The sequence below is a fragment of the Paenibacillus sp. N3.4 genome, assembly GCF_008017805.1.
Lineage (GTDB): Bacteria > Bacillota > Bacilli > Paenibacillales > NBRC-103111 > Paenibacillus_E.
Window position 1 is genome coordinate 24219 of record NZ_VRTT01000048.1, and the last position, 22688, is coordinate 46906.

Below are 22688 nucleotides of genomic sequence, written 5' to 3' on the forward strand. Positions count from 1 at the left end.
TTGGTTTTACCTTATACTCCCAAATGCTGTAAATTGTGAAAACAGAGCCTCGTGTAAAAATTGTGCATAGGATGCGGACAAGCGTCGTACAGGAGCAGCCAACACCATTGGATACCTGCAAAACCCTTATCTACTGCGGAGTATTGAAGTTGTGCATCGGTTCTAAATGTGTGAATTGCCTTAAGAAGTGATTTCCGTGTAGTGTTGGGTTGTGAGCGGAATCGTAACGATCACAACAATGCGATATCACACACCGCAGGGCGACATAGGAGGTAAAGTCTCATGCAAGTATCTTCGAAGCATATAGCTTTGGACAGGGAAACAGAAACTTGGGGTCAAACCAAAGATACGAAAAAGAGGAGCCACAAGTATCTAAAGCAAAATATTCCGCTGTATATCATGCTAACTCCAGCCATTTTATGTTTTCTCCTATTCAAGTATGTGCCGATGGGCGGGGTCATCATCGCCTTTAAGGACTATAACTTTTGGGATGGCATTTGGGGCAGCCCATGGGTTGGATTCAAACATTTTGATTATTTGTTTACGAATCCGCAAGGCTGGAAAATCATCCGAAATACATTCATGCTGAGTTTGCTTAGTTTCATTGGATTTCCGGTGCCGATCTTGGTAGCTTTGCTGCTGAATGAGGTTCGGAAAATGTGGTTCAAGAAAGTTGTGCAAACACTGCTGTATTTGCCCCATTTCCTTTCTTGGGTCATTGTCGGTGGCATCTTTATTACCTTGTTTTCTCGGGACACTGGGATGGTGAACGACATTCTGGAGAAGCTTGGATTTGAGCGTTTCGCCTTTCTGTATCAACCGTTTTCATGGATTACCGTATTTGTGGGCTCAGGTATTTGGAAGGAAGCTGGCTTCTCTGCCATCATTTATTTAGCTGCGCTTACGACGATTGATCCAAGCTTGTACGAGTCGACTGCAATAGACGGTGCAGGCAAATGGCGTCAGATGTGGCATGTTTCGCTTCCAGGCATTCGACCCACGATCATTTTGATGCTGATTCTTGGTATCGGACGTGTCATGGATATTGGCTTCGACCACGTCTATGTCATGCAGAATCGGGTAGTTGCCGATATTTCGGAGATCATCAGCACGTACACGTTCAAAATCGGTATTCAAGGCGGAGAATTCGGCGTTCCTGCTGCGATGGGATTATTCGAGTCATTAGTAGGTTTCACACTTGTATTAACGGCAAACCAAATTGCTCGCAAATTCAACCAGAGTTTATGGTAATCGAGCTGGAAAGGTAGTGAGCATGTGAGAGAAAATACCGCAGGAAAATGGTTTCATGTTACCGTTCATTCCATTCTTCTGTTGGCAGCCATCAGTTGCCTGATACCGCTGATTAATATTATCGCTGTTTCATTCAGCGACTCAGCGGCTATTGATTCCGGGTACGTCTGGCTTTGGCCGATTCACTTCAATCTGGAAGCGTATAAAAAATTATTTATCGGTACCAGAGTTGTCCCCTCTTTTGTGAACAGTTTGACTATCACAGTAGTAGGAACGGGGTTAAGTTTGCTTTGTACGACGCTTGCCGCTTACGCCTTGTCCCGTAAATACTGCTATGGACGCAAATTTATTACGCTGGGTATGGTGTTTACGATGATGTTCACCGGTGGGCTGATTCCCTCTTTTCTATTGATGAAAAGCTTAGGCCTCATCAATACCTACTGGTCTTTATGGCTCCCTGGGTTGGTTGGTGCTTATAATTTACTGCTCATGCGAAGTTATTTCGAAGGAATTCCCCCAGAAATCGAAGAGTCTGCACGTATTGACGGCTGTGGGGAATGGCGGCTTCTTGCCCAAATATTTCTACCTTTATCTTTGCCTGTGATCGCGACGATTTGCTTATTTTTAGCGGTTGGCTATTGGAACTCCTTCCTGAACGTGCTTCTCTTCATCCATGATGCAGAAAAGATGAACTTAACCGTATTCGTTCAGCAGATGGTGCAGAGTCAAAGCATGCTGATACAGGCGATTGCCTTGCAGCCGGAAGATCTGGAGAATATGTCCCCTGAGGCTATGAAAGCAGGAGGCATTGTGATTATGACCTTGCCGATGCTGATCGTATATCCGCTTCTGCAAAAGTATTTTGTAAAAGGAGTGATGCTTGGCGCCATTAAAGGATAAAACGTAGAATGGTAAGAAGATGATGGGATTCGAAAGCAGTTAATGACTACTAAAGGGGATGAAAGATATGAGAGACAGCATGAAGAAAAGTACCGTATTGGCAGTGGTGACGGTGTTGGCAGCTGGAACCGTTCTTGCTGGTTGCAGCAAATCAAAGTAGAAGGCAGCGGGTCGACCGTTTCCCCAACCAAAGCGGGGGCATCGCCATCCGCACCAGAGAAACGGGGCAAGATCAAAATATCCCTTTATGACCGTGGCAATACGCCGGCGGCGGAAGGCTCGATTACGAACAACCGCTGGACCAAATGGATTAACGAAAACGGGCCGGCGGATGTCGAATTTGTCCCCGTCCCGAGATTCGAATCCAAGCAAAGTTTAATACGCTGTTTGCTTCCGGAGATGCCCCTGACGTAATAAATGAATTTGATACAAGTTACCGGGATCAACTGTACAGCCAGAAGCAGTTGCTTCCGCTGGATGATTTGGTCAAACAATATGCGCCGAATTACACCAAGATGCTGGAAAAGTATCCGATCTTGCGTAAAATCGGAACGAAGCCTGATGGCAAAATGTACGAAATCGGTCGGGTGATTCCTAGTACGATGCAGGTAGCCGTATTCATCCGCACCGACTGGCTGAAGAAACTTTCCCTGCCTATTCCACAGACGCCGGAAGATCTGCTTAAAGTAGCGAAAGCGTTCACAGAGCAAGATCCTGATGGCAATGGAAAGAAAGATACCTACGGCTATTCACTCGCTTATTTAGGCGATGAGGCCATTGATGCGATGCATGGCAATACGATGTTTATAAAGATGACAAGCTAGTCGAAGACGATGCGAGAATGAAAGCTGCTGTTGCCTTCAAGAAGGCGCTTGTTTGACGAAGGTGTTGTTGATCGTGATTATTTGACGGATAAAAACGGGGAGAAAGCCAAAAAAGACTTTTTGTCCGGCAAGCTCGGCATCTATGTCGCTGACAATGCCAACGTTGATTTTTTAACGACGCTCCGAAGCACCAACAAAGAGGCAACAATTGCCCCCATGCTGATGCCAAAAACAGAATTTGGGCAATACACGATCAGAATGTTAAACCCGCTTCAGATGACAACAGTGGTTTACGCAGGTTCTAAAGATCCGGCCGCCGCAGTAAAAGAGATTGATTTTATGATATCGGAGAAAACATGGAAAACGCTCAAGTTCGGCACGGAAAACGTACATTGGAAAAATGATGAGCTCGGCTGTCCGAGACCGATTAATCCTGATTTGCGTAAAATCGAAATGAACTATAACACGGATTTATACATGTCAGCGACAACGATTGATTCCAAAGATGTATGCAACATTCCTGTGGTCAACAAAGATATTCCATATGCCGAGGAATGGAGCAAAATCAAAAATGAAACTCGTGATCTGTACGAGAACCCTGCCGTCCCGCTGTATACGCTAACCCATAATGAGCATATGCCAACGCTTCCGGCTGATTTGTTAAAGATCAACAACGATTGGACGCAGCAAAGCAAGGATCTTATCGCCAAAACGGTCGTTAGCGGAGGCAGCTATACGGTTGATCAAGCGATGAACGATTTGAAAAGTCTGAAACAGAAGATTGGACAAAACCAAACGATGGATTGGTACGCGAAGTGGTATGAGCAAAATAAAAAGAATGCGTTCCTGACGAAGGATATCTACCAATTCCTTGCTAAAAAGTGAAAATGACAGATAAGGTGAGATGGAAATGGACTATATTCGATTGTCCGACGATGCAGAGCTTCTAGCATCGAATGCCATGGCTAGCCATGAGGATAGAAGCTCCTTTTTGCTCGATAGGCAAATTCAGCCAGATGTATCGAAAGATCTGTATGGAGGCACCGCTATTGCGAACTTGAGTAGAGCCATCTATGTAGAAGAAAGCAACCAGAGTCTGGTGAGAACGGCGAAGTGGTTTGTGCATCCTCATCTATATGGCCGTGATCCGCAAGGAGAATCGGATTTTGCGGCGATCAAGCTTATACGCGCTCTTTATCAGTTTGAAGCCACGGGGCTTTTGCAGGAAGAAACTATCCGTACCATTCGACAATTTTATCTGAATGATGAGTTTGAGAGTAAATACAAATCTGAGAATCATATGCTGCTTTTCCATACCTCCCGCTATCTGGCTGCGCAAAAGTATCCGCAAGAGGACTTCAGGGCGTATGGAAAGATGGCAGGGATCTCCTGGCGGAGGAAGGAAACTTCCTCCGGGAATACCTTGTTTTTCGCGCCAAGCGAGGATGGGCGGAGTTTGATTCCTCCAGCTATATGCCGGAAGTTATGGAATGTCTGCTGTGCCTCTATGACTTTGCCGATGATCCGGAACTGGTAAAGCTTGCACAGATGATGCTCGATTTGCTGCTGCTGGATATGGTATGCGATAGCCTCGACGGCTTATATGGAGGCGCCCACGGCCGCATCTATGCGCCAGTCGCACTGGATCACACCAGAAGCAGTACCTTTCCTCTTTATTATTTGTATTTCGGGCATGGTTATAGGGAGCAGATTCACGCTCCCTGCCTGATTGCCGCCCTTTGCTCTGGCTATCGGCCACAACAGCAAACGTATGAGATTGCGCTTGGGCGTGAGCAGTCCTATGTTCATCAAGAGAGCAAGCATTTACACTGCATCACTTGCGAAACGCCTCACAAACAGCTGCCGCAAGAGGACGGAAGCATCAATAAATATACGTATTATACGCCTCGCTACATCATCGGAGCCGTGAATTTTCAAGATGCCTATGCGCTGGAAAGTAAAGCAGGCTGGTACGCTCACCATCAGCAACACCAATGGGATCTGAGTTTGCCCAAAGCAACCACGTTGAAAATATTCAGTCATCATCCCGGGCATTACGGCACGGAGGGAAGCGAACATGGATATTGGACGGGCGATTTGGGCTGCGGCTGCGGACACTTTTTTGGCGAAAAAAATGTGGTGATGGCGATGTATGAAATTCCGGAAACGCAAGCGCTGCACTGGATTCATTGCCATGTGCCAAGAGATGCTTTTGATCAGGTTGAGGAAGAAGGGAACTACCTTTTTCTAAGGAAATCCGAGGTGTACATCTCCTTGTTTATTCAGAACGGCTATATATGGACAACTGAAGGCGAGTACGCTAGAAAAGAAATCATCAGCCATGGAAGGAGCAACGCGATCATTTGCGAAGTAGGAGATGAAATGACATTTGGAGATTTTGCATCGTTTCGTAGAACGATTAGGCAGAACCGTGTTGTTTTCGACCCTGGAAGGATGGAGTTATCGTATCATTCCTCCCTGGAGGGGGAACTCGTGATGGACAAATCAAAGCGCGTCGTAAGGGGAGAAGCTGTGTCTTTTCCCTATCCTACCTATCATGGACCCTATCTCGTTTCAGCTTTTAACAGTGGCGTGATTGAAGTCAGGACTAATGAAAAAAAAGCAACCTACGATTTTAACCAAATAACAGTCAGATATGCATAAGCGGAGGAATGTAAAGTGAAAGGAATACTGGAACAAGTGGCACGAACAACGATGCAGATGGATTTTAATGTCGACAAGAAAGGTGATTGGGACTGGGGAGCAGGCGTCGCCCTGTACGGATTGCGGAAAGTGTATGAGGCGACTGGAAGCCAAGAGATTTATAACTTCATCAAAACGTTCATTGATGCCAATATGACGCACAGCCAGAAGATTTCGTATAACATCAATACCACTGCACCGCTGCTCTCGGTGCTGCTGCTCTATCGTGAAACAGAGGATCCTAAGTATATTGATTTTGCCGAGAAATTTGCCAGTTGGCTGATGAATGAAGCTCCACGGTTATCCAATGGGGCTCTTGAGCATACGGTCATTAACGATAAGTTTGCCGGAGAGATGTGGGTGGATACGGTATTTATGGCCGGTGTGTTCTTAACAGAACTGGGACAGATCGTAAATAATACGGCTTACATCGAGGAAGGGCTGCTGCAGGCAAGGCTTCATATCGAATGCCTTCAAACCGGGGATAATGGCTTGCTTTACCATGGCTACAGTCTGGCAGACAACCATCATCTCAGCAGTTGTTTGTGGGCTAGAGGAAACAGCTGGGTCACGATCAGCATTCCGGAAATATTCGCACCCTTGATAGGTTACGCAAAGGAAAAGGCATGGTTTTTTGAAAGAATCCAGCGGCAAGTCAAAGCACTGGCAGCAGTTCAGAATGACAACGGCTTGTGGCCTACCATTCTAAATGACGCCTCCTCCTATGAGGAAACCTCAGCCACGGCGGGTTTTGTATATGGCATATCGAAAAGTGTACAGATGGGGTATTTGGATCCTCAATACTTGCGTTGTGCAGAGAAGGGCTATAAGGCTGTTCTTCGACAAATTACGGAGAGAGGGACGGTGCTGAGCGTGTCGGCCGGAACAGGCATTCAACATAGCGTACAGGACTATAATACGATTCCCCGGGATTCGATCATGCCATGGGGTCAAGGCATTACCTTGTTGATGTTATGCCAAGAGGCGTACGAAACATGTTAAATGTTGAAGGGGGCAACTGATATGGGAACAAGGCGCAGGTTATTCGCGATCCTTATGTTAGTATGCATGTTAGCCACGTTAACCGTAAATCCATGGGAAGATTCCACAGCTTATGCCGATACGATAAACTCTCCGGACAAAGCGGAATATCTTTTGGATGAAGATTTTTCTAACCTCGCCACTTCCTATGAACCTAATGACATTGTACCTAGTGGATGGGACGTGAAAAGAGCAGGAGGCTCCATTTCCTACAGCTTCAACAATTGGTTTAAAATCAGTGATACCAGTGATGTGCTTCCTGTATCCATGAATAAAAAAATCCGGTCCCAGAGTAGTGGGACCCTTACGCTGGAATACCGCTTTAAAATGCCATCTGTCGTAAACGGCGTAAAATGGCAACTTCGAAGCGGAGCAACCGAATGCGTCAGCCTTGGGGTACAGAATGGCAGCTTGGTTCTGGAGGCAGGTGATGCTATTCACAGTCTCCAGATGATCAATGCGAATACGGAATATGGCGTCAAAGTGATTGTTAATCTGGATGCTAAAAAAGTCCAGACTTATGTAAACGGTTTATTGAAGGCAGCGGACAAGAGCTTTACTCACGATGTGGCAGTTATCGATAACTTCCTCGTTACGACTGGTGATGTGACAACGGGAGAGCTGTTTTTTGCTCCGGTGAAAATTTATAAAGGGTATGCCGTTAATGAGAAGTTTAATGCTACGGTTCAAGGTCCCCTGCCTGAGGATTGGCAATCCCAGCTTAACGGTGGCGTCATTGCTGTGGAGAAAATGGATAACTCAAAGCCGCCGGATGTGTTTAGTCTGAAGATGAACGCGACGAATGCTGCTGGCGAGATGACCATAGAGAAACACGTGCCTTCGCAGGAAGGAAAACTGATTTACGAATTTAAAGTATTCATTCCTGTTAAAAAGGATGGTTTCTCAGCAGTTCTGAAAAATGAAGATTCAACAGTCTTTCAGTGGCTTACCAAAGACGGCAAATTCGCCTATAAAAACGCAAGCGGCCAAACGGTGGCTTTTTACGACTATATTCCAAACCTGTGGTACCACGTAAAACTCAAGTTGAACACGGTGACAGGAAAAGCAGATCTGTATCTGAATGGCAAATTGAAAGTCGAACAAATCGACATCCCGTTAAGCAGTGTGAACCGGGTTAACTTTTCAATCGAAGGCTCGAATGGAGGAACCATGTCTCTGGATGATATCCTCCTGTATCACGAGACGGCAGAGCCTATGGACTATGTACCTGCTCCTGTCTCAGTACCATCCAATGGCGAGTTAGTAGGGACACAAGCCTGTTCCTTATGGAGAGAGGGCAGCACTTAGGGTGGGACCGTATTAATCCGTATCCGGAAAGGGTACCTTATCTTGGATTTTACGATGAAGGCAATCCGGAAGTAGCCGACTGGGAAATCAAATGGATGGCTGAGCACGGTATTAACTTCCAAATGTATTGCTGGTACAGACCAACAGGCACAGAAGGAAAGCCGATTAAGGAACCTCGCTTGGGAGCGGCGCTTCATGAGGGTTATTTTAATGCCAAGTACAGCAATAAAGCCAATTTTATGATCATGTGGGAATCCTCATCCTCCAAAGTTAGCGGAAGCGTGGATTTCAGAAACAATGTTGTGCCATATTGGATGGAATACTATTTCAAAGATCCACGGTATGTCGTCATCGACAATAAGCCTGTCATTGGGATTTTTAGTTATTCAGGTTTGAAACGAAATTTTGGCGGCACAGCGGCAGGTGTTAAAGCTGAAGTTGACTATCTCAGACAGGCCTGCAAGGATGCCGGCTTCGATGATGTCATTATTCTGATATCCAATTCAAGTTCGGACCCCGCTATCATCCAGGAAATGAAGACGGAAGCGGGACTGGATGCGATGTTTTCTTATTCATGGGGAGCTTTTGCAGGGAAGGAAGAATTGCAAAAGACAAAGCTGGAGCAGCAAAGAGATGCGGGTTCCATGGATGTGGTTCCGGTTGTCAGCATGGGGAGGGATGATCGGGCATGGGATGGCCCTGCCGGATATTACGCTACACCTGAGGAGTTCCAGTCAACGGGTCAATGGGTGAAAGACACGTATGTACCCTCGCTGCCAGCAAACAGTATAGGACGAAAGATGGTTCTGCTGGACAACTGGAATGAATATGGTGAAGGCCACTTTATCATGCCTGCCGGACTAAATGGTTTCAAGTATTTGGATGCAATTCGTCATGTGTTCACAGCAGGCGGGGAACATACGGATCTTGTGCCTACAGCTGCGCAAAAGGAAAGACTTCGAGGTTTATATCCCGAGGGGCGGATTGTTCCTCCCAAAACCGTGGAAGTTCCACCGATAACGGATGCTAGCCCAATGACTTACAGCAAGCTATGGGACTTTAACACAGATGGGGACAGTCAGGGTTGGACGGTTGTGAAGCAAGTGTACCATGTAAGCATATCAGGAGGACATTATTCCGGTACATCAACAGGCAATGATCCCGGCATATATTCACCCACTGGCTTAGGCTTATCCGCCGAGGATAATCCTTATATTCACATTCGTATGAAAAATAGCTCCAGCGATACAGACGGACAAATTTATTTCATTACGGAATCCGATAAAACATGGAATGAAGCAAAAGTGATCAGTTTATTTGTAAAACCAAATGACAGCGGTTACACAGACTACTATGTTCCCATGTGGAGCAACAAGAAGTGGACGGGAAGCATCGAGGCCATCCGGTTCGATCCCCTTACAACTCCAGGTGATTTCAGCATTGACCAGATCGGGTTCGTGAAGGTTCCCATTGCGGGTTTGAAAATGCAGCTGAATGGACAACCGATGAAGACGGTGACTCCACTGGAAATGAGGGACGGCAGCGTTATGCTTCCGCTGGGAGAAGTTCTGGCGAAGGACGGGATTCCGACAGAACGAGATGACGCAGGCGCCCTGCTCGCTGTTAAGGACGGCAAAGTCATTCGGGTTGTGCCAGGCCAGCTTACTGCGTACAAAGGAACTGCGGCAATCAGCTTGCAGCATGTTCCTGTGACTTCGAGTTATGATCTGCTGGTTTCGCCTGATGCGTTAAAAGAATTGTTTGGTTACAATACGGCGTGGCAAGCGCTTGAGGGGACCTTGTATGTATCAGGCCCGTTCAAAATAGTCGGAGACAATCTATTAACAGACCCTGGGATGGAAATGAGCACGCTGATATATTCAGGTGAGAGAAGCGCAGCCGAGCTAACCACTGCGGAGTACCATTCCGGTCATCAGTCTGTGAAAGTTACCAAGGACTATGCGTACGGGAAAATGCTCTTCCCCGGTGTAGAGAATGGGAAAGAATATTATTACTCGGCTTGGGGCAAGCTGGCACCTGGCTCCACAGCGGGTGAGAAGCTCCGAATTTGTCTGCAGTACAAAGTAAATGGGGAGACGAAGCAAGTGGTGATGGTCACTGGGCCCGCGATGGATACCGCCACCTGGAAAAAAGCAGAAGGGTATTTTAAGCTGAATGAAACCGGCACTATCACGAATTTGACCATGTATGTGTATACGGATTTTCCGGCAGCCGCAGATAGTTATTATCTGGATGACGTGGAGATTCGGCCGGTGACATATGCCAATGATCCAATCCCAGCTAAAGTTTCGGGGATCAGTTTGAATAAACCGGCGATGGAGTTGAATCCAGGAGCGACAGGGAGGTTAAAGGCTAGGATAGAGCCTCTGAATGCCGTAGAAAGAGCAGTCACTTGGAGTTCGAGCAATCCCGAAGTAGCTATCGTAGACGTGAATGGAGCTGTTTACGGGAAAAAAGAGGGAGTCGCTCAAATCACGGTTACATCCGTGGATGGGGGCAAAACGGCTGCATCAACAGTAACCGTGCGAGAAGGAGCTTACGATACGAACACGTTAACGGTGAAGTCTGATGGAACCGGCGATTTTATCTCTCCCAAATTGGCTAATGACAGTATTCAGGACAGCAGCTCGACCAAGCCGTATGTCATTCTGATCTATCCGGGCGTATATACCGAGAAAAATTGGGTGGTGAAGCCTTATACTACGCTCCGAGGAACCGACAGGGATCAAGTGATCCTGAAGGGAGAGAATGCGGCTTCGGCCACGAGCAGTGAAATTACGAATCAATCTACACTTTGGTTGAAGGCATCAGCGAATTTGGAGAATCTTACGGTGACTGCCAAAAACATGAGATATCCGATACACAGTGAAGATACCGGCAATAATAAGGATGCGATTCATATCGTGAAAAATACCCATATCGAGCATTATGGCAATCTAGAAGCGGTCGATTATCGCAAAAACTGGATGGCTGCCCATCCAGGGGTGACTCCACCGGATGACCTAGATCCGTCAAAGGTATGGGGAGGCATCAGCGGAGTAGGTTCCCATGCCTGGGGCTACGGCTCCGCCAGCGGTGTAACGGAAATCGTGTACGGCAGCACCTTTGTGTCCAAAGCGGACGGCTGGTATGTGCATAATCGGGAGGACTTTACCAAACCGCAAATTAATATCATTAACGACAGCAAAATTGTTTCTACGGAAACGATGAAGCCTATTATGATCGAATCGTTAGGCAGTGGCACTAAAGATGAGGTTATCTTCAATAACACGGAAATTATAGGAACTTATATGGTTCAGGACGATTCGCCCTGGATAACGCAAAGCCGGAAAATCAATATGCCAACCATGCGGATTATAAGATTACTTTGAACAACAGTACTCCTATTGGCTACTCAGATGAGCACAGGGGAAGAGCGCTGGCCTTGTTCAGCAAGTCTACAGGAAGCAGTTCGACTGTGAGGGTCAGCGGCAGTGCGGTATCAGCTATACTGGGGCCGTATGAGACACGGGATGGAGGGGGCGGCCTTAGCGGTTATTTATACGGCTATTGGGATATTTCCGGGATCAAAGTAGGTTTGAATGCCAACATTGATGTCAATAATACACTTGGGAGAAGGCTGGGGGATTGCACCCTCCTGAACAAAACCCTTCAAGTGACCTTTGAGGACGGAACGACGAAAACGATCGTATTTAATGAAAATTATACCAACCAGCCCAATACGTATATCGTGGCACAAATGAATAGCGTTTTGGGAGCTTCAGGAAGAGCCGCGGAGTATAACGTCACAGGCTCTGAATACTATCCGCAGGTGTTGGATAAGCAGTTAACTTTACGGAATAATACTCAGGTGGGTATTCCCCGCTTTGCGGCAGTCCGTTTGGATAGCGACAATACGACGCTGCGACTCATGAGCGCTGCTGACTCTCCTGAAAGCTTTGTAGGCATCACGCTGGAGCGAATTATTCCTGGGAAATCAGGAAGAGTATTGACAGAAGGAATTATGAAAAAAAGCCAATTAAATGGTTTTACAGGTACGCTAACAAAGGGTACGCAGATTTCCATCAGCGCCCAAGCGGGAAGTTTCATGGAAAGTTCCAGTCAACCTGCGCTTGTGGTAGGAGTACAGACGGATTGGGCTTATTTTAAAGGAAGATCCGTTACAATCCAATAAAGAAACCTTCTATCCATAATCATTTACGTTATATGGAGCTAGCTCCCTAACGGGAATCGTAGTTGAATTGATTAGGAAAAGCTGCTGGTACGATCAGGCAGCTTTTTTGGATTAGCGTATTGGGTTCATGCCTTGGTTTATGTGTGCTCCTAGGGCCTTATGAACAGACTCCGTACATTTGAGCAGCTTTAAAATAGCTTATAACTGTCATATATATAGTAAATAAATATTTAAATCTATAAATAATAGTGATACACTATGATAGGGTTATAATTGATCCAGAAAAGTTGTGTGACTAGGTCGCACTCTGGCTTGCTTTAGCGCCTAAGTAGGAGCGCCTACATCATTTCTTCAAATATTAGCGTGTAAGGACGGTAAAAATGAGCGACAGACAAACTAAAACAGACGTTATCTTAATTGGTGCCGGAATCATGAGTGCGACTTTAGGGTCACTGCTGAAAGAATTAGTGCCGGATTGGAAAATTACAGTGTTTGAGAGGCTTGCAAGTGCAGGAGAGGAAAGCTCAAACGAATGGCATAATGCGGGAACGGGACATTCTTCACTGTGCGAGCTTAACTACACCGTCGAAAAACCGGACGGATCCATAGATATTAGTAAAGCTATAAAAACGAATGAAGAGTATCAGGTTTCAAAGCAGTTTTGGTCTTATCTTGTAAACACGAATCTGATTCGTAATCCGCGAGACTTTATCATGCCATTGCCTCATATGAGTTTAATACAAGGGAAACAAAATGTAGCGTTTCTAAAGAAACGATTTGAAGCGCTGTCTAACAATCCTCTATTTCAAGGGATGGAATTCTCCGATAACCCGGAAAAATTGATGGAATGGATTCCGCTTATTATGAAAGACCGGACATTGAATGAACCTATAGCAGCAACAAGAATCGAATCTGGTACGGATGTTAACTTTGGCGCTTTAACGCGCATGTTGTTTGACCACTTAAAAAGTAAAAACGTCGATTTAAAATTCAAACATAACGTTGATGATCTTAAACGTACTAGCGACGGCTCATGGCAATTGAAAGTGCGGAATGTCGACAACGGTATCGTCGAACGCCATACGGCCAAATTCGTCTTTATCGGCGGCGGAGGCGGAAGTCTGCATTTGCTGCAAAAATCCGGTATTCCTGAAGGAAAAGGTATTGGAGGATTCCCAGTAAGCGGAATATTTATGGTTTGTCAGAAACCAGATATTGTAGAGCAGCATCATGCAAAAGTATACGGAAAAGCTCCGGTTGGTGCACCTCCTATGTCTGTTCCACATCTGGACACAAGATTTATTGACAATAAAAAATCATTGTTCTTTGGACCGTTTGCCGGATTCTCTCCAAAGTTTTTAAAATTCGGTTCTATGTTTGATTTGTTAACTTCCGTAAAAACGGATAATCTCGTAACTATGCTCGCCGCGGGCGTAGGAAACGTTTCATTGACAAAGTACTTGATCAAGGAAGTTATGTTATCGAAAGAAAAACGCATGGAAGCTTTACGGGATTTTGTCCCGAACGCCAAAAGCGAGGATTGGGATTTGGTGGTAGCAGGTCAGCGTGTGCAAGTGATAAAAAATACCGCTGCCGGTAAAGGATCGCTTCAATTTGGTACGGAAGTTATCAGTGCCGCGGATGGATCCATTGCTGCCTTGCTTGGCGCTTCTCCGGGTGCTTCTACCGCTGTTTCCGTCATGCTCGAGTTAATAGAAAAATGCTTCCCGCAACATATAAAAGCGTGGGAATCGAAAATAAAAGAAATGATTCCTTCTTATGGCGAGGTACTTTTGAAAAATCCAGCGCTTATCGAAGAGATTCATGCTACAACAGCACGGACGCTTGGTCTAAACGAAAACTTGTCGTTACAGTTAGCAGGCGGAACCGTATCATAATTAACTCATAAACAACTAGAACAAGGCTTCCGGCATGATCGGTGGCCTTTTGTTCACCTTATGGATAGGATAAAAAGGGAGGATGATTCAGGTTATGAACAACCTTACGAAATTTATAATATTAAAGCCAGCTAATGAAGTATTCGAAGCTTTTGTAGACCCTTCAAAAATCGGGAATTTTTGGTTCTCATCGAGTTCTGAAAGATGGGAACAAGGGAAGACGGTTACTTTACGATACGATGAATACGATGCTCAAGTGAGAATAGAGGTATTGGAAGTTGAGGTAAATAAGAAAATCGTGTTTCAGTGGGGTGTGAATGGGGAAGGGCATATGGTTACGATTTCGCTTAAAGAGTCTGATAACACCGGTACAATAATTGAAGTCAACGAAGAAGGTTTTAATGAAAACGATGACCAGTTAATAAGTCAATTAATAGATAATAAAGAAGGTTGGGTTTATATGTTGACTTGTTTAAAGGGTTATTTGGAATTTGGTGTTAACAAATTGAGAGCAGGATTAGTTAAATAACGGAAAACACAATCATACTCCCAGACAAGGCTGCCGGCACGTTCGGCAGTCTTTTGCTTAATTAACGGAAAGAATAATTGAACAGGGCAGACTGCCGTAGAAGTTTATTCTTTGTATCTCTTTGAAATATGGGGACCGATTGGCTCATTGACGAGAGAGATGGATCAATGATCAATTATTGACTGCACGGTCAAAAAGTGTTATGTTTAACCCATGAGCAGACCAAGAGAATTTGATGTCGATCGTGCATTGCACCAGTCTATGGAAGTGTTCTGGACCAAAGGATTTAAGTCGACCTCCTATGAGGATCTAACTCGAACAACCGGGGTTAAAAAGCAAAGTTTGTATTGTGTATTTAACGATAAACGAGTTTTGTTCCTTAAGGCATTAGCACACTATCGCGAACAGAGTATAGCGCTACTGGAAGAGCTGGAAGCGCAGAACATGTCCCCACTTGAAAAGCTTGAGTCTTTAAGCAGGTCACTTCTAGAGAATGAAGCCATGTGCAAAGGATGCTTGATGGTAAATTCCGCACTGGAGTTCGGAACAGATGACGAGCAGGTCACCTGCGAAATAGAGCTGATGTTCGCTGAAGCCGAACATATACTAGAGAAGATCATCATAAGCGGTCAGAAGCAGAAGATGATTACGACCCGTTTTTCAAGCAAAGAGCTTGCAGCTTATCTGAACAACGCTATTCTCGGCGTTAGAATCCTAGAGAAATCAGGTGCGTCTAGGGAACAGATCGAGGCGGTATTGCGTACGTCTTTTGCGATGATTTCGCCTTGATCTTTTTTTGTTGAGATATTGACTGTGTAGTCAAGAATAGAAAATGGATGACCAACATGATATTAAAGGAGGTGGTGCTTTCGAAACTCCCCCTTTGGATGAATATCCAAATTTAATTATAGCTGATCTTTAACGCAGGCGACTGGCCTGAGATATATCTAAGCATTTTTACTAATACTAACTTTGGAGGCTATTATGAATTATTCTCAATCAGTAGAACCCCTATTTAAATCTTTTGAATTAGGCAATTTGAAATTATCTAATCGGATCGTAATGGCACCGATGACCCGTCAATTTTCTCCGAACGGCGTACCAGGTGCAGATGTAGCTTTCTACTACCGTCACAGAGCTGAGAATGGCGTGGGACTTATTGTGACAGAAGGAACGGTGATTAATCATCCGGATGCTTCCAATCAGGTCAACGTTCCGCACTTTTATGGTGAAGCTGCATTAAACGGCTGGGCAAACGTGGTGTCAGCGGTACATGAGGCAGGCGGACGGATCATACCACAAATTTGGCATATGGGAGCTCGAGGCCATGTTGGTGATTATTCGGAAGCGGAAATTGCTGAGATCGTCCAAGCTTTCGCACAGGCAGCATCGGAAGCCAAGCGACTTGGGTTCGATGGCATTGAGCTGCACGGCGCGCATGGATATCTAATCGATCAATTCCTTTGGGAAAAGACCAACCCGCGCACCGATCGCTATGGTGGTAACATGCTTGCGCGCACACGCTTTGCCGTGGAGGTCATCGAAGCCTGTCGTCAGGCAGTCGGACCAGAATTCCCGATTGTACTTCGTTTATCGCAATGGAAAGCGAGTGATTACACAGCGAAATTGGCTGAAACTCCGGCACAGTTGGAGCAGTTCCTGACACCACTTGTTGATGCGGGCGTGGATATTTTCCACTGTTCCACTCGCCGCTTCTGGGAGCCAGAGTTCGAGGGCTCTGACCTGAATTTTGCCGGATGGACCAAAAAGTTGACGGGCAAACCGACGATTTCAGTTGGATCCGTTGGCCTTGATGGTGATTTTACGAGTCTTTTCACCGAAGGAAAGGGAGCAAATAATGTCGGGATTGATGATTTGATCCAAAAACTCGAACGTGAAGAATTTGACTTGGTTGCCATCGGCCGTGCACTATTGGCAGATCCAGCTTGGGCAACGAAAATTCGCGAAGGTCGGACAGATGAATGGATTCCTTTTACAACAGAGGCATTAAAGACACTTAATTAAGTGTTGATATAACGTCGCATGCATGTTAAAAAGCAGTGTCGGACCTTGGTCTGCCACTGCTTTTTTCTAATGAGTCTGCTAAGCTTTTATCCTATGCTCAGACACTACCACTTGTATGTTTGCGCATAGTTGCAAAAACTTCAATCGGAGTATCCTTATTTGCAGTTATGAATTTATCGAACAAGGTCAATAAACTTTTTTGCTGAACTGGAAAGAGGCATATTGCGCATCGTCATAATCCCTACTTGAGAGGGCGGCAGTTGTACGTCTAATTGAATCTCGAAGAGGGAGCCCTCTTCGAGCTCTCTCGAAATAAATTCTCTGGTTATGTAAGAGATTCCGTGTCCTTTCCGCGCAAACTCGATGAGAAGATCTACGCTCCCGACCTCGATTTCAGGCTTGAGTTTATAGCCGTAGCTTTGAAATAATTCCGTAATGGCCATTCGTGCCCGGCTATTTCGTGAGAAAAGGATCACAGGATACTGCAGAAGCATATCCAATGAAAGAATCACGTCCTTTAGTTCGGCATAACGGGCCCCTGCCACAAAACAATCCTTTAGCTGGATACTCTCCCTCACTTCAAGCTGAGCATCTACAATAGGCATACGAACCACGCCTAAATCAATTCTACCTTCTTTTAAAAAGGATATAATCTCCGGCGTGGTTCCATGATTCAGCTGAAGTCTGATGCCGGGTTTCTTCTGATGAAAGTCTTCCAAGTACGGAAGCAGATAGTGCTTGAACAGCGAGTCGCTTCCGCCAATCCGCAGTTCTCCGCTCTCCAGATTTTTAAGCGCGGCCATTTTTTCCTCGGCTCGCGATATGAAGTTCTGAGACTGCTCAATATAGGGAATAAAGTATGGTGCCCTCTTGTGTCAGTGCAACACCTTTCGAACTCCTGTAAAACAAAGCAATGCCAAAGCTGTCTTCTAGCTGTTTGATGGCGTGGCTCACACTAGGTTGGGTGATATAAAGGGCCTTGGCAGCCTGAGTTAAACTGCCTGTCTTGGCAGCCCAATAAAAAACCTTATACAATTCGTAATTATTGTTCATAGACATGATCTATAGCTCCTGTGAAATATAGTAATTTCTCTTATAGATGATATGTGTATTATAGTGGAATTACGAAAAAGAAACCAGAGCTTGCGGATTAGAAAGCGATCATCGTGCTGTTGCAGCCGCTGTCGCCAATGCCGGATGATCAAGAGTGTTCTGTTGGAAGGAGTAAGGAATTAATGGAACCAACCACATTTATCTTATTTGGAGCAACAGGGGATTTAGCCAAAAGAAAAATTTACCCTGCCTTGTATAATTTGTTTGTCGATCAGAAGCTGCCGCAATCATTCTCCTTGATTGGTCTTGGAAGAAAAGAAGTGTCTGATGAATCATTTCAGGCAAATGTCGAGAAATCAATCCGTATGTTTTCAAGACGCGAAGCACAAGATCCTGAATTAATGAAAAATTTCTCGCGTTCATTTAGCTATAGTGTACTAGATACAGGCCGTAAAGCAGATTACCAGAAGCTGCTGCAGCAGATAGAACAACGGGAAGAAGAGCTTCACATTTCACCGAATCGTATGTTTTATTTATCTGTCGGACCTGAACATTTTGAAACGATTGCAGCCAACATCGAGGAAAGCGGTCTTGGTTCCGCTAGTGGCTGGAAGCGATTGTTGATCGAGAAGCCTTTTGGCTATGATTTGCAATCCGCTCGACTTTTAAATCAAAATTTGACCAAAGCTTTCTCCGAACATGAAATATTCCGAATTGATCACTATCTTGGCAAGCCGATGGTACAGAAACTTGAGATACTGCAACAAAATCCGGTACTTCAGGCATTATGGACCAATCATTACATTGCTAACGTACAGATAACGGCAAACGAAACTGTCGGCGTAGAAGAAAGAGCTGGTTATTACGATCATGTAGGCGCAGTAAGAGACATGTTCCAAAACCATATGTTGCAATTGCTTATGATGCTGACTAGCCACCTTCCGAATAACAGCAACTCCGAAATGGTGCGCTTTAAGAAGAAAATGGTGATGGAATCCCTCGAGCCGTTTCAAAAACAGGAGGTTAGCGCAAGTGTAATCCGCGGGCAGTACAAAGAAGGAGTCATTCAAGGAAAGTGGGTAGCCGCTTATACTTCTGAGCCAGGTATTGCCGCTACATCCATGAACGATACTTTTATTGCCGCTAGATTGCAGATTGATGATTTCTTTTGGCGGGGAGTTCCTTTTTATATTCGTACAGGAAAACGAATGAAGGAGAAGTCAACGAGGATTGTACTTGAGTTCAAAGATCCACTTAAGCAGTTGTCTCATGTAAATGATGATAATAAAGCACCTAATCTTCTGGTATTTGAAATTAGTCCTAACGAAGGCATTACACTGCAATTGAATACGAGGGATCCGCAGCATAAAGGGGAATTCAAGCCCCTTCAAATCAACTTTCATGAGAGTGGAGACGATGTTCCTGAGGCTTACGAAAATTTGATTTATGACGCACTACATGGAGACCCCACGTTCTTTGCACATTGGGACGAAGTGGAATTGTCTTGGAAATGGGTTCAGCCTATTTTAGAAGCATTTCAAGAGAATCTGGTTCCGCTTTATCCGTATTCTGCGGGCACTTACGGACCTATCGAGTCCGATGCATTATTGGCAGAGGACGGCTATCATTGGTGGTTCGATACCAAACCTGAATAAGAATATAAAGTGTTTATTCGCTAAAGGAAAGAATGACAGGGAGGTAATTTACAATGAAAAAACAGCAAATTGGCGTAGTCGGCTTGGCCGTAATGGGTAAAAATATAGCCTTAAATATTGAAAGCAAAGGGTTCTCGGTTGCTATATATAATCGTTCACCAGAGAAAACGAATGAACTTCTGGCGGAAGCACATGAAAAGAACCTTGTTGGCACTTACAGCGCCGAAGAATTCGTCCAATCGCTTGAATCGCCGCGTAAAATATTAATTATGGTAAAAGCGGGACAACCTACAGATGATACCATTAATCAGCTTGTGCCTTACTTAAGTCAAGGGGATATTCTAATCGACGGCGGTAACGCCTATTTCCATGATACACAAAGAAGAAATAAAGAACTTCAAGCTAAAGGATTACACTTTATCGGCGCGGGCGTTTCGGGCGGCGAAGAGGGGGCGCTTAATGGCCCTGCGATTATGCCAGGTGGGCAAAAAGACGCATATGAACTGGTAGAGCCAATCTTGACCGCTATTTCGGCCAAAGTGAATGGCGATCCTTGCTCGACCTATATCGGAGAAGACGGCGCTGGTCATTATGTTAAAATGGTACACAACGGCATTGAATACGGTGATATGCAGCTTATTGGCGAAGCGTATCACTTGTTGAAGGATGTATTGAACTTAAATACAAATGAACTGAAAGACATTTTCTCCGAATGGAATAATGGTGAACTGGATAGTTATTTGATCGAAATCACGGCTCATATTTTCGGGAAGACTGATCCAGATACAGGCAAACCGATGGTAGATGTCATACTCGATTCGGCAGGACAAAAAGGAACCGGAAAATGGACAAGCCAAAGCGCGTTGGATTTGGGTGTTCCATTGTCCATTATTACCGAATCCGTGTTGCGCGGTTTATCTCGGCGATGAAAGAAGAACGAGTGGCCGCAAGCAAGTGTTTGAATGGGCCTACGACATCAAGCTATGTCGGCAATCCTAAAGATTTCATCGAGGCTGTTCGTAAAGCTTTGTATACCAGTAAAATCGCTTCGTATGCGCAAGGATTTGCACAAATGAGAGCTGCTTCTGACGCGTATAATTGGCATTTAAACTATGGCAACATTGCGATGATATTCCGCGGTGGATGTATTATCCGAGCAAGGTTTTTACAAAATATTAAGGATGCTTATGACCGTGAGCCAGCTCTGAAAAACTTGTTTTTGGACGAATATTTCAGAGGGATTATAGAAAACTACCAGGAAGCTTGGAGAAATGTCATATCGATTGCCGTAACTAGGGGCATCCCGGTCCCTGCTTTCACTTCCGCATTATCCTATTATGACAGCTATCGTACAGAGAGGCTGCCGGCTAACTTACTGCAAGCACAAAGGGATTACTTTGGGGCGCATACGTTTGAGCGGCTTGATCAAAAGGGAAGCTTTCATTTTCAATGGATGGAAAATAACGAGTAACATTTTTAGTGCAATCTTTAAAGTTTAACCAAAACAGCAAAATGGGCACTCCTACGGATGGTCATGAAATTCAAACTTCATGATTCTAGTCATAGGAGTGCTTTTCATTTGTCGATTTTCCGTATCTAATCAATGAACTGTTCTTTTCAAAACCAAATGTCATGAACTTTATCCAATTCCCGATTTTGGCTTTACCGACAGGTATCTTTGAGGTGAAAGAAGAGGAAACACTTCGGCCTATGGATTAAGCTAGAAGGGCAGATTCTCTGAGTGTAAAGAGCAGTTGGTTGTCCTAGCGGAGACGAAATTGCTAGATGACTAATAGAATCCAAATTCTATCGTTGGCTCGATTGCCGGTATTCAGATGGTAGAAGTGGCCTGTGGTCTGAATGAAGCGAATTGTCTAGCAAACATAGGAGGTAAGGAATATATACGTATAAAAACTTGGATGGGGGACAAATGGATCGAGGATGACAATAAGATTACGGCTGGCGACTATTGGGAAATAGAGCGGGATATTACAATTATCAAAGAAATGAGGTTATATGACCAACCAGATGTTGAATATTACCAAACCGAACCACCTCAAGATATGCTTACGCCTCAAAAAGTCCATGTAACAGCAAAGTATTTTTCTTTATATAAAGGGGCCCATACTGGTAGAGCATTCGTCATGGCTCCAATCTGGTATCGAATATCTACAAAGCAGGGGCAGAAGTGGGTTGTTGACCCGTTTATTCCTGAAGATATACAGAAGAATGAGATACCAAGTGACAGAATTATAAAACTAAATGGGAACGAATTGCTTTACGATTATCCATATGAAGTAGCGGGAAAAGGAGTAAAAGCGACTCCGGGTGTAGTTCAAGTGGTTGCGCACTCTACTTTCAACATAAAGGATCAAATTTACGGATTTTACAAGCTTCAATTACAGGATGGAACGTTCAAGTGGGTTAATGCGTATCCACTATTTGAAACAGAACGTGGACCGTTAATGCAGTTCGACTTATCTAATGAAAATATTACATTGAGATCCGCCACACGTTACTTCGACATTGATGGTGATGCAAGCCTTAGCCTGCAAAATTGGTTACAGCCGGGAACATATGTAGCCAATAAAATAAACAACGGATGGGCATGCCTGCAAACTCCATTCGGTTGGAAAGTAGTCAACCTTGATAGGGCACCGCTTGAACGGCCTCAGGGCATTACTGAAACTCAAGAAAAAGTGAAATTGACCTCAGAAACAAAAACCTACTATTTCCCGCTGACAGGGGAAGTTTGCCATATAGCAGGCACCTTCAACGATCAGCAAGCACTATCTTTTGAAAAGTGGATCTCCCCACAGGGGGTCAATTGGTATCATATCTCAACTTACAGCGGCATCGTGTGGGTACCAGAAAAACCGTTACAGGAATAATTTACGCAGAGTAAAACGAAAAGGCCCTGATGCGATTCTTTCGAAAACAGGACCCTTTTCGAGTTAATGGGTAAAAAATCACACAACTCTTCCGATGGTGCCCTCGACAAGGGACGGATCGAATGTATTGGTACTACTGTTCGCGTTAATCGCTAAGCTTCCGAAGGCATCGCCCGGCGAAAACGAGGCTGAACCCGAATTGATCTTGTCGCTGCTGGACAAGACGATAATAGCACAATCTCCATTATTGACATTGGAACTGGGACCAACGTTATTGATTTTAAAACTCCCGACAAATGAAGGCAATCGTCGCCACTCCTTCCAAATAACAATAGTCATTTATATGTTGATTTTACCCAAGTGTGACCCAATAAAAGAAGGAGAAACGAAAAACCAGCATCTATTACTGATCACG

Annotated in this window: 18 protein-coding genes and 2 pseudogenes; 18 read left to right on the forward strand and 2 right to left on the reverse strand. The window is 44.8% G+C overall.

Translation table 11 applies throughout. The features are described from left to right. Positions 1 to 282 precede the first annotated feature (282 nt). From FU659_RS22180 to FU659_RS22250, 15 genes are all read left to right on the forward strand, one after another. Entirely contained in the window at positions 283 to 1251 is a 969-nt protein-coding gene (locus FU659_RS22180; RefSeq protein ID WP_147949549.1) for an ABC transporter permease, read from the forward strand. A gap of 24 nt (positions 1252 to 1275) precedes the next feature. After that, positions 1276 to 2151 carry a carbohydrate ABC transporter permease gene (locus FU659_RS22185; RefSeq protein ID WP_147949550.1) on the forward strand — a complete coding sequence of 292 codons (876 nt, stop codon included), beginning with the start codon at positions 1276 to 1278 and terminating at the stop codon, positions 2149 to 2151. A 42-nt stretch (positions 2152 to 2193) separates the two neighbouring features. Continuing rightward, positions 2194 to 2565, forward strand: coding sequence for a hypothetical protein (locus FU659_RS22190; protein WP_147949551.1), 372 nt, complete (start codon positions 2194 to 2196; stop codon positions 2563 to 2565). Then, on the forward strand, positions 2565 to 2975 hold the full coding sequence (locus tag FU659_RS22195; RefSeq protein ID WP_261807971.1) for an extracellular solute-binding protein: 411 nt from the start codon (positions 2565 to 2567) through the stop codon (positions 2973 to 2975). Before FU659_RS22190 ends, FU659_RS22195 begins: the two co-directional genes overlap by 1 nt. A 48-nt stretch (positions 2976 to 3023) precedes the next feature. Beyond that, positions 3024 to 3860: a type 2 periplasmic-binding domain-containing protein gene (locus FU659_RS22200; protein ID WP_222708602.1), complete on the forward strand. Its 837-nt coding sequence runs from the start codon at positions 3024 to 3026 to the stop codon at positions 3858 to 3860. A 25-nt stretch (positions 3861 to 3885) separates the two neighbouring features. Further along, entirely contained in the window at positions 3886 to 4512 is a 627-nt protein-coding gene (locus tag FU659_RS22205) for a hypothetical protein (RefSeq protein ID WP_147949554.1), read from the forward strand. After that, entirely contained in the window at positions 4449 to 5639 is a 1191-nt protein-coding gene (locus FU659_RS22210; protein WP_187274310.1) for a hypothetical protein, read from the forward strand. Before FU659_RS22205 ends, FU659_RS22210 begins: the two co-directional genes overlap by 64 nt. Positions 5640 to 5654: 15 nt before the next feature. After that, on the forward strand, positions 5655 to 6680 hold the full coding sequence (locus FU659_RS22215; RefSeq protein WP_147949556.1) for a glycoside hydrolase family 88/105 protein: 1026 nt from the start codon (positions 5655 to 5657) through the stop codon (positions 6678 to 6680). A gap of 21 nt (positions 6681 to 6701) precedes the next feature. Continuing rightward, positions 6702 to 8027 (forward strand): hypothetical protein, encoded by a 1326-nt coding sequence (locus FU659_RS22220; protein ID WP_147949557.1) that lies wholly within the window; start codon positions 6702 to 6704, stop codon positions 8025 to 8027. Then, the gene (locus FU659_RS22225) at positions 8006 to 11419 is read left to right on the forward strand and encodes a glycoside hydrolase family 99-like domain-containing protein (protein ID WP_147949558.1); all 3414 of its coding nucleotides are present in this window, start codon (positions 8006 to 8008) and stop codon (positions 11417 to 11419) included. The genes FU659_RS22220 and FU659_RS22225 overlap by 22 nt, the downstream gene beginning before the upstream one ends. Continuing rightward, positions 11416 to 12222 (forward strand): hypothetical protein, encoded by an 807-nt coding sequence (locus FU659_RS22230; RefSeq protein ID WP_147949559.1) that lies wholly within the window; start codon positions 11416 to 11418, stop codon positions 12220 to 12222. The genes FU659_RS22225 and FU659_RS22230 overlap by 4 nt, the downstream gene beginning before the upstream one ends. A gap of 380 nt (positions 12223 to 12602) precedes the next feature. Then, a complete protein-coding gene (locus FU659_RS22235) occupies positions 12603 to 14120 on the forward strand; it encodes a malate:quinone oxidoreductase (protein WP_147949560.1) in 1518 nt (505 codons plus the stop codon). 94 nt (positions 14121 to 14214) lie between these two features. Next, positions 14215 to 14649: an SRPBCC family protein gene (locus FU659_RS22240; RefSeq protein ID WP_147949561.1), complete on the forward strand. Its 435-nt coding sequence runs from the start codon at positions 14215 to 14217 to the stop codon at positions 14647 to 14649. A 213-nt stretch (positions 14650 to 14862) separates the two neighbouring features. Continuing rightward, complete coding sequence (locus tag FU659_RS22245; RefSeq protein ID WP_147949562.1) at positions 14863 to 15438, forward strand: TetR/AcrR family transcriptional regulator; 576 nt, start codon at positions 14863 to 14865, stop codon at positions 15436 to 15438. Between the two features lie 195 nt (positions 15439 to 15633). After that, complete coding sequence (locus tag FU659_RS22250; protein ID WP_187274311.1) at positions 15634 to 16674, forward strand: NADH:flavin oxidoreductase; 1041 nt, start codon at positions 15634 to 15636, stop codon at positions 16672 to 16674. Positions 16675 to 16847: 173 nt separating this feature from the next. On the opposite strand, the pseudogene FU659_RS22255 reads toward FU659_RS22250, so the two are convergent. Beyond that, positions 16848 to 17727 (reverse strand): annotated as a pseudogene (locus FU659_RS22255) (LysR family transcriptional regulator). A 182-nt stretch (positions 17728 to 17909) separates the two neighbouring features. On the opposite strand from FU659_RS22255, the gene zwf reads away from it, so the two are divergent. The 3 genes and pseudogenes from zwf to FU659_RS22270 all read left to right on the forward strand — a co-directional run bounded on the left by zwf (position 17910) and on the right by FU659_RS22270 (position 22273). Next, positions 17910 to 19382, forward strand: coding sequence for a glucose-6-phosphate dehydrogenase (gene zwf / locus FU659_RS22260; protein ID WP_147949563.1), 1473 nt, complete (start codon positions 17910 to 17912; stop codon positions 19380 to 19382). Between the two features lie 53 nt (positions 19383 to 19435). Beyond that, positions 19436 to 20853: pseudogene (gene gndA / locus FU659_RS22265) on the forward strand (NADP-dependent phosphogluconate dehydrogenase). A gap of 364 nt (positions 20854 to 21217) precedes the next feature. Next, complete coding sequence (locus FU659_RS22270; protein WP_147949564.1) at positions 21218 to 22273, forward strand: hypothetical protein; 1056 nt, start codon at positions 21218 to 21220, stop codon at positions 22271 to 22273. A gap of 78 nt (positions 22274 to 22351) precedes the next feature. Here the strand turns inward: FU659_RS22270 and FU659_RS22275 are convergent, their stop codons facing one another. After that, positions 22352 to 22579, reverse strand: coding sequence for a spore germination protein (locus FU659_RS22275; protein ID WP_261807968.1), 228 nt, complete (start codon positions 22577 to 22579; stop codon positions 22352 to 22354). Between the last annotated feature and the right edge of the window lie 109 nt (positions 22580 to 22688).